General features: G+C 44.2%; 4 protein-coding genes. All 4 read left to right on the forward strand.

Annotated elements, in window-relative coordinates; genetic code table 11:
- Positions 1-13: 13 nt before the first annotated feature.
- The 4 genes from ligA (at position 14) to putP (ending at position 6,923) form a co-directional block, all read left to right on the forward strand.
- Positions 14-2,017 carry an NAD-dependent DNA ligase LigA gene (gene ligA, locus ACGTNI_RS13970; protein ID WP_394463403.1) on the forward strand — a complete coding sequence of 668 codons (2,004 nt, stop codon included), beginning with the start codon at positions 14-16 and terminating at the stop codon, positions 2,015-2,017.
- Between the two features lie 11 nt (positions 2,018-2,028).
- On the forward strand, positions 2,029-3,150 hold the full coding sequence (locus ACGTNI_RS13975; RefSeq protein ID WP_394463405.1) for a CamS family sex pheromone protein: 1,122 nt from the start codon (positions 2,029-2,031) through the stop codon (positions 3,148-3,150).
- A gap of 182 nt (positions 3,151-3,332) precedes the next feature.
- Entirely contained in the window at positions 3,333-4,883 is a 1,551-nt protein-coding gene (pruA, locus tag ACGTNI_RS13980) for an L-glutamate gamma-semialdehyde dehydrogenase (protein ID WP_394463407.1), read from the forward strand.
- Positions 4,884-5,408: 525 nt separating this feature from the next.
- The gene (putP, locus tag ACGTNI_RS13985; RefSeq protein ID WP_394463409.1) at positions 5,409-6,923 is read left to right on the forward strand and encodes a sodium/proline symporter PutP; all 1,515 of its coding nucleotides are present in this window, start codon (positions 5,409-5,411) and stop codon (positions 6,921-6,923) included.
- The last annotated feature ends 170 nt before the right edge of the window (positions 6,924-7,093 follow it).

The following is a 7,093-nucleotide window of genomic DNA, read 5'->3' on the forward strand; positions in this document are numbered from 1 at the left end:
GTGAGGTGTTCCCATGAACGAAGCAGAAGCTAAACAAAAACTTGAATCATTACGCGAGCAACTAGACCGTTATAATCATGAATACCATGTCGAAGACAACCCGAGTGTTTCCGATTATGAATACGATATGAAAATGCGGGAGCTGATCGAACTGGAAGAAAAGTTCCCGGAATTGATCACTCCAGACTCTCCGTCCCAGCGTGTCGGCGGGCCTCCACTGGATGCATTTGTCAAAGTCCAGCACAATGTACCGATGTTGAGCTTAGGTAATGCCTTCAATGAAGAAGAGCTTCGCGACTTTGACCGCCGCGCTCGTGGCGGAGTAGAGGAAGACCTCCAATACGTCTGCGAACTGAAAATCGATGGCCTTGCTGTGTCATTGACTTATGAAGATGGCTTGTTTGTGCGGGGAGCTACCCGTGGTGATGGTACGACAGGAGAAGATATTACGAAGAACCTGCGCACCATCCGTAATATCCCGCTCCGGCTTAAGGAAAATCATTCGCTTGAAGTCCGCGGTGAAGCCTATATGCCGAAAAAATCATTCCTGGCGCTGAACGAGGAAAAAGAAGCTAATGGAGATGAGCCATTCGCCAATCCGCGTAATGCCGCCGCAGGATCCTTACGTCAGCTGGATCCTAAAATAGCTGCCAAGCGTAATCTTGACATCTTTTTATATGGAGTCGGTGAATGGGAAGACAGCCCCCTTGAATCGCATAGTGAACGACTGGAGAAATTAGAAGAACTCGGCTTAAAGACGAATCCGGAATGGAAGAAATGCAAGGATATCGACGAAGTGATTGACTACGTTAATGGCTGGGTCGAGCATCGGATGGACCTCGATTATGAAATTGACGGCATCGTCATCAAGGTCGATCGCCTTGATCAGCAGGAGACATTAGGATTCACGGCGAAAAGCCCTAGATGGGCGATCGCCTATAAGTTTCCTGCAGAAGAAGCAATCACCTATTTGAAGGACATTGAACTCAGTGTCGGCAGAACGGGTGCCGTCACACCGACGGCAATTCTTGAACTAGTGAAAGTGGCCGGTACCACGGTACAGCGCGCCTCGCTTCATAATGAAGACTTAATCAAAGAAAAAGATATTCGTATCGGTGACACCGTAGTTATCAAGAAAGCCGGGGATATCATTCCGGAGGTGGTCCGTGTCCTTACCGAAGAACGAAACGGTGATGAGGAACCTTACGCCATGCCGGAAGAGTGCCCAGAGTGTGGCAGCGAGCTTGTCCGTTTAGAAGAGGAAGTAGCGCTTCGCTGTATCAATCCGAACTGCCCGGCTCAGCTGCGGGAAGGCCTGATTCACTTTGTATCAAGAAACGCCATGAATATTGACGGTCTTGGCGAAAAAGTCATCGCCCAGCTGTTCAAAGAGAATTTGATCGCAACGATTGCCGATCTTTATAAACTGGACCGGGAAGAATTGCTCAGGCTGGAGCGGATGGGAGAGAAATCCGTAGATAACCTGCTGCGTGCCATTGATGCTTCTAAAGATAATTCCTTAGAGCGGTTGCTATTTGGGCTTGGCATCCGATATGTCGGTTCCAAAGCGGCAAAGACATTGGCTGAAGCTTTTGAAACAATGGATAACCTGCAGGAAGCCAGCTATGAAGACTTGACGGCTATCAATGAAATCGGAGAGAAAATGGCTGATTCTATTTACCGTTACTTTGACGAACCAAAGGTTCAGAGTTTGCTTACTGAACTAAAAGAACTTGGTTTGAACATGGAATATAAAGGCAGGAAGAAAAGCGATCAGCCAAGCGATTCGCCATTTATGGATAAAACGATTGTCCTTACTGGTAAAATGGAAAACTATACGCGATCACAAGCAAAGAAGTTAGTTGAGGAACTTGGCGGGAAAATTACAGGAAGCGTCAGCAAGAAGACGGATTTATTGATCGCTGGGGAAGACGCCGGTTCGAAATATGATAAGGCAAAAGAACTTGGAGTAGAGATTTGGGATGAAGAAACGTTCAAACAAGCATTGAATGCTTAGGGAGTGGAAATATGAGAAAGCTGCACGCATTATGGATGAGTACTCTCCTGGTGCTGACCGCCTGTATACCGGTTTATGATAACGACGAAGAAATAGTACAGGAAAATACGGATGATAGTAAGAATGAAACAGCGATTGTCCCTCGTCATAATATCTCCGAAGAACATTATAAAACAATTTTGACGGAGGACGGTCCAAAACAGGCGAAAGCTCGTGGGACGATAACAAGACAGCTGAACAATCGACTGGACATTGATGAGATGGAAACAGGCCTGCAACGGCATTCCAAAGAATATTTTGATCCTGAATCTCACTTTTTCCAAGCCGGGCAATATTTAGAGCGTGACACCGTTCTTGCGTTGATTGATGGATTGAACCCAGACCGTGACAAGTTAGAGTCAGAAGACGACCATCGGAAAAATCCCAGGGTTCTTTCCCATATCCTCGAACAGAATTACTTGAAAGAAGAAGGGGAAGGTGTCGTCAAGCTGGCTGGTATTTCGATCGGATTGGCTCTGAAGTCGACCTATTCATTCCAAACGGAAATCGGAGGACCTACTTACGATGAAGATATTTCTGAGCAGGAAATACTTAAAATGGGACAGCGGACTGCTGACCAGGTGATAGAGGAGATACGTAAAAAAGAAGGTCTTGAGAACGTACCGATTATGATTGCTCTTTATCGTGAGGAAGATTCCGGTTCCGCTGTTCCTGGGAATTTTATTAAAAAAGCGTATGTGAAAAGCGGAAGTACCAATTCTCCTGATTGGAAAGATGTTAACGAGGACTTTATTTTGTTCCCTTCTGGTGAAGCGGAAGAAAAACATTATCAGGATTCTCAGCTGCTAGGAGAATTCCGTAATGAAGTGTCGAAGTATTTCCCTAACTTTGTCGGGTTTGTAGGGGAAGGATTCTATGTTAACGATAACTTAGAAGAGGTATCGATAGAAATCCCGATCCAGTTTCAGTCGAAGAGTGAAGTGGTCGGGTTCACCCAGTACGTATATGGTTTAGTAATGGAAATGTTTAAAGAAGATTATGAGATAGAAGTGAAAATCAGCAGTAACAGTCAACCGGAAAGTGTAATCGTAAAAGAGCGAGGCAAAGAAGACCCCTACGTCCATATCTATTAATCTCACACCCCACCCTGAGACATATCAGGGTGGGATTTTTTTGACTGGAAAAATAATTCAGATGTTAAATTTGAACAGTTGGTAGAGATAAGATAGAATATGTTATGGAAGCGCTTTAATAAGGTTACATAAGTGAGATGAAAGCGGGCTTCTATTTCTATTTCCCAAGGAGGCGTTTTAGAATGGTAGTACCTTACAAGCATGAACCCTTTACAGATTTCAGTGTAGAAGAAAATCGCAAGGCAATGGAAGAGGCGATTGCGAAAGTGGAATCTGATTTAGGTAAAGAATATCCACTGATCATTGGTGGCGAGCGTATCATGACAGACGATAAAATCGAGGTCGTTAATCCGGCCAATCGAAAAGAAGTCATCGGTTACGTGTCGAAAACAAATAGAGACCTTGCTGAAAAAGCGCATAAGATTGCGGACGAAACCTTCGAATGGTGGCGCAAAACAGACGCGAGCTTCCGTGCGGACATTTTGTTCCGTGCTGCTGCGATTGTCCGTCGCCTCAAACATGAGTTTACGGCTCATCTTATTAAAGAAGGAGGAAAACCATGGAAAGAAGCGGATGCTGATACGGCAGAAGCAATCGACTTCATGGAATTCTATGCCCGCCAGATGCTGCGGATTGATGATGGGGTAGAGATCAATTCCCGCCCAATTGAAAATAATCGCTTCAATTATATTCCGCTAGGTGTCGGGGTTGTCATTTCTCCATGGAACTTCCTGTTTGCCATTATGTGTGGTACGACAGTAGCTTCAATGGTTTCCGGAAATACGGTTCTATTAAAACCAGCAAGTGCGACACCAATCATCGCTTATAAGATGATGGAAGTACTGGAAGAAGCGGGGATGCCTGCAGGTGTTATCAACTATGTACCTGGAAGCGGAAAAGAAGTGGGTGACTATCTGGTTGACCACCCACGCACACGTTTCATTAGTTTCACTGGCTCTCGTGAAGTCGGAACGCGTATCTTTGAACGTGCAGCCAAAGTGCAGGATGAACAAAAATGGCTGAAGCGTACCATCATTGAAATGGGTGGTAAAGATACCATTGTTGTCGACAATGAGTCTGATCTTGAGCTTGCGGCGGATGCCATTACCTATTCTGCGTTCGGATTCTCCGGGCAGAAGTGTTCTGCATGTTCCCGTGTTGTCGCTCATGAAGATGTTTACGATGAGCTGCTTGAACGAGTGGTTGAAAAAACGAAGAACGAAGTGAAATATGGTGATCCGACGGACCATGGTTCTTACATGGGACCGGTCATAGACCAGGGCGCTTATGATAAAATCCTAGGGTACATTTCCAAAGGTAAAGAAGAAGGTCGCCTTGTCCATGGCGGTAAGGGGGACAACAGCAAAGGATGGTTCATCGAGCCGACTATTTTTGCAGATGTTGACCCGGAAGCTGTCATTATGCAGGAAGAGATTTTCGGACCAGTGGTGGCATTTACAAAGGCTAAGTCATTTGATGAAGCCATTGAAATTGCCAATAATACCGAATACGGTCTGACTGGTGCCGTAATCACAAATAACAGACAGCACCTGGAACAGGCCAGAGAAGATTTCCATGTTGGAAACCTTTACTTCAATCGTGGCTGTACAGCGGCGATTGTCGGCTACCATCCATTTGGCGGCTTCAATATGTCCGGTACCGATTCGAAAGCTGGCGGACCAGATTATCTGCTGCACCATATGCAGCCGAAAACAACTTCCGAAATGCTTTAATTGTTTCAAAAAAATCCTCCTTTATTGGAGGATTTTTTTTATGAAGCCGGATATAATAAAAGCGCATACAAGCAAAGGAATATTTGTAAATATTTGCATAGGTAGATAGTAGTACCCACATAAAACAGGGTTCTGTTTAAAATTATTAAATTTTTTTTTATTACCTTTTATGAATATATATCGCATATAAAAAATATATGACGGTAAATATAGTATTTAAATGTATAATCATACATCCATTTGTCGATGATATAATTTTTGCAATGTTCAAATCATTTGTATATGATATAGTTGTACCTGCGTTTGTGTTTTAACGCTCCTATGACTTTTGAATCATAATTTTAAATTTTTAAAAAATTGCATGGGAGTGTATAACGGAGCTAAGGAACAAAAAAATGTGGAGGTGGAAACATGGAAGAATTCGCACTATCCGGGGCAACTTGGTTCTGGCTGTTTGTCCCTATGCCAATATTAATCCTACTATCCGTCATTACTTTATTTACTGAAAGGAGCGAATAACAAACAATGGGTACAGCAACGTTAATAACGTTTATTATTTATTTATTAGGTATGCTGGGCATCGGTTTTGCCGCATACAAAATGACAAGCAATTTATCTGATTATGTATTAGGAGGCCGCCGTTTAGGGCCAGGTGTCGCTGCGTTAAGTGCCGGAGCATCTGATATGAGTGGTTGGCTATTACTAGGTCTGCCAGGTGCTATTTATGCAGCAGGTCTTGGAGAAGCATGGATCGGGGTCGGACTTGCTATCGGTGCTTACTTGAACTGGCAATTCGTCGCTCGTCGTCTGCGTGTTTATACGGAGGTTGCAAATGATTCAATCACGGTTCCGGATTACCTGGAGAACCGTTTCCACGATAATTCACACATCTTACGAGTAATATCAGCACTTGTAATCCTTCTATTCTTCACCTTCTATACTTCATCCGGTATGGTGGCAGGTGCCAAGCTTTTTGAAGCGTCATTCGGATTGTCGTACACACAAGCACTATGGATTGGTGCAATTGTAACCATTTCTTATACTTTCTTAGGTGGTTTCCTTGCTGTAAGCTGGACTGACTTTGTTCAGGGTATCTTAATGTTCGCAGCATTGATTGCAGTTCCGGTCGTGGCTATTACGGAAATCGGCGGCTGGGAAGCAACGATAAATGCTGTAGGAAGCATTGAACCAGGCAACTTGAACATGGTAAGTGGTGTTGGCCTGTTAGCAATTATCTCCTCCATGGCATGGGGTCTTGGTTATTTCGGACAACCGCATATCCTTGTCCGTTTCATGGCACTACGTTCACCTAAAGATGTGCCGAAAGCACGCTTTATCGGTGTAACTTGGATGGTACTTGGTCTTTATGGTGCAATTTTTACAGGTTTAGCAGGTCTTGCTTACATCAATTCACAGGATGTTGGCATGTTGAGTGAATTTGGTATTACATTGATCAATGAAAATGGCGTTCAAATGCTGGATGACCCAGAAAAAGTATTCATTGCATTTTCTCAAGTATTGTTCCATCCTGTCATTGCCGGTATTTTATTGGCAGCAATCCTGTCTGCTATCATGAGTACGATTGACTCTCAGCTGCTTGTATCTTCTTCAGCACTTGCGGAGGACTTCTACAAAGCGATTTTCCGTAAGCAGGCGACTGAGCGTGAATTGGTATGGGTTGGTCGTATTGCTGTTGCAGGTATCGCTTTGATTGCCGTAATGCTTGCACAAAATCCAGACAGCACAGTACTGGAATTAGTATCTTATGCTTGGGCAGGTTTTGGTGCGGCATTCGGCCCGATCATCATCTTATCTCTATTCTGGAAAGGCATCACTCGTAATGGTGCACTTGCCGGTATGATCGTCGGTGCGGTTACTGTAGTAGTATGGGCTGATTTCTTAAGCGGTGGCATTTTCGATCTTTATGAAATCGTTCCTGGTTTCATCTTGAACTTGATTGTTGCTATCGTTGTCAGTCTTGCCGGGCCTAAGCCTTCTAAAGAAATTATTGCTTCCTTCGAAGAAGCTTCCCGTCGTTAATGGTTTTAAAAAAACTCTTTCCTGTTGCGTTACAGGAAAGAGTTTTTTTGTGTGTGCCCGGCATGTGCGCACGCTTTAGGGTTCAAGTCCCGAGCGGTGAAGGTCATTGTAACCGTTAGCTGAAGGCAAGGGTGTCTGGGACGACCTGGAATCTGAAGGAAGCTGGAGGC

This window comes from Thalassobacillus sp. B23F22_16, assembly GCF_043496955.1.
GTDB lineage: Bacteria > Bacillota > Bacilli > Bacillales > Halobacillaceae > Thalassobacillus > Thalassobacillus devorans_A.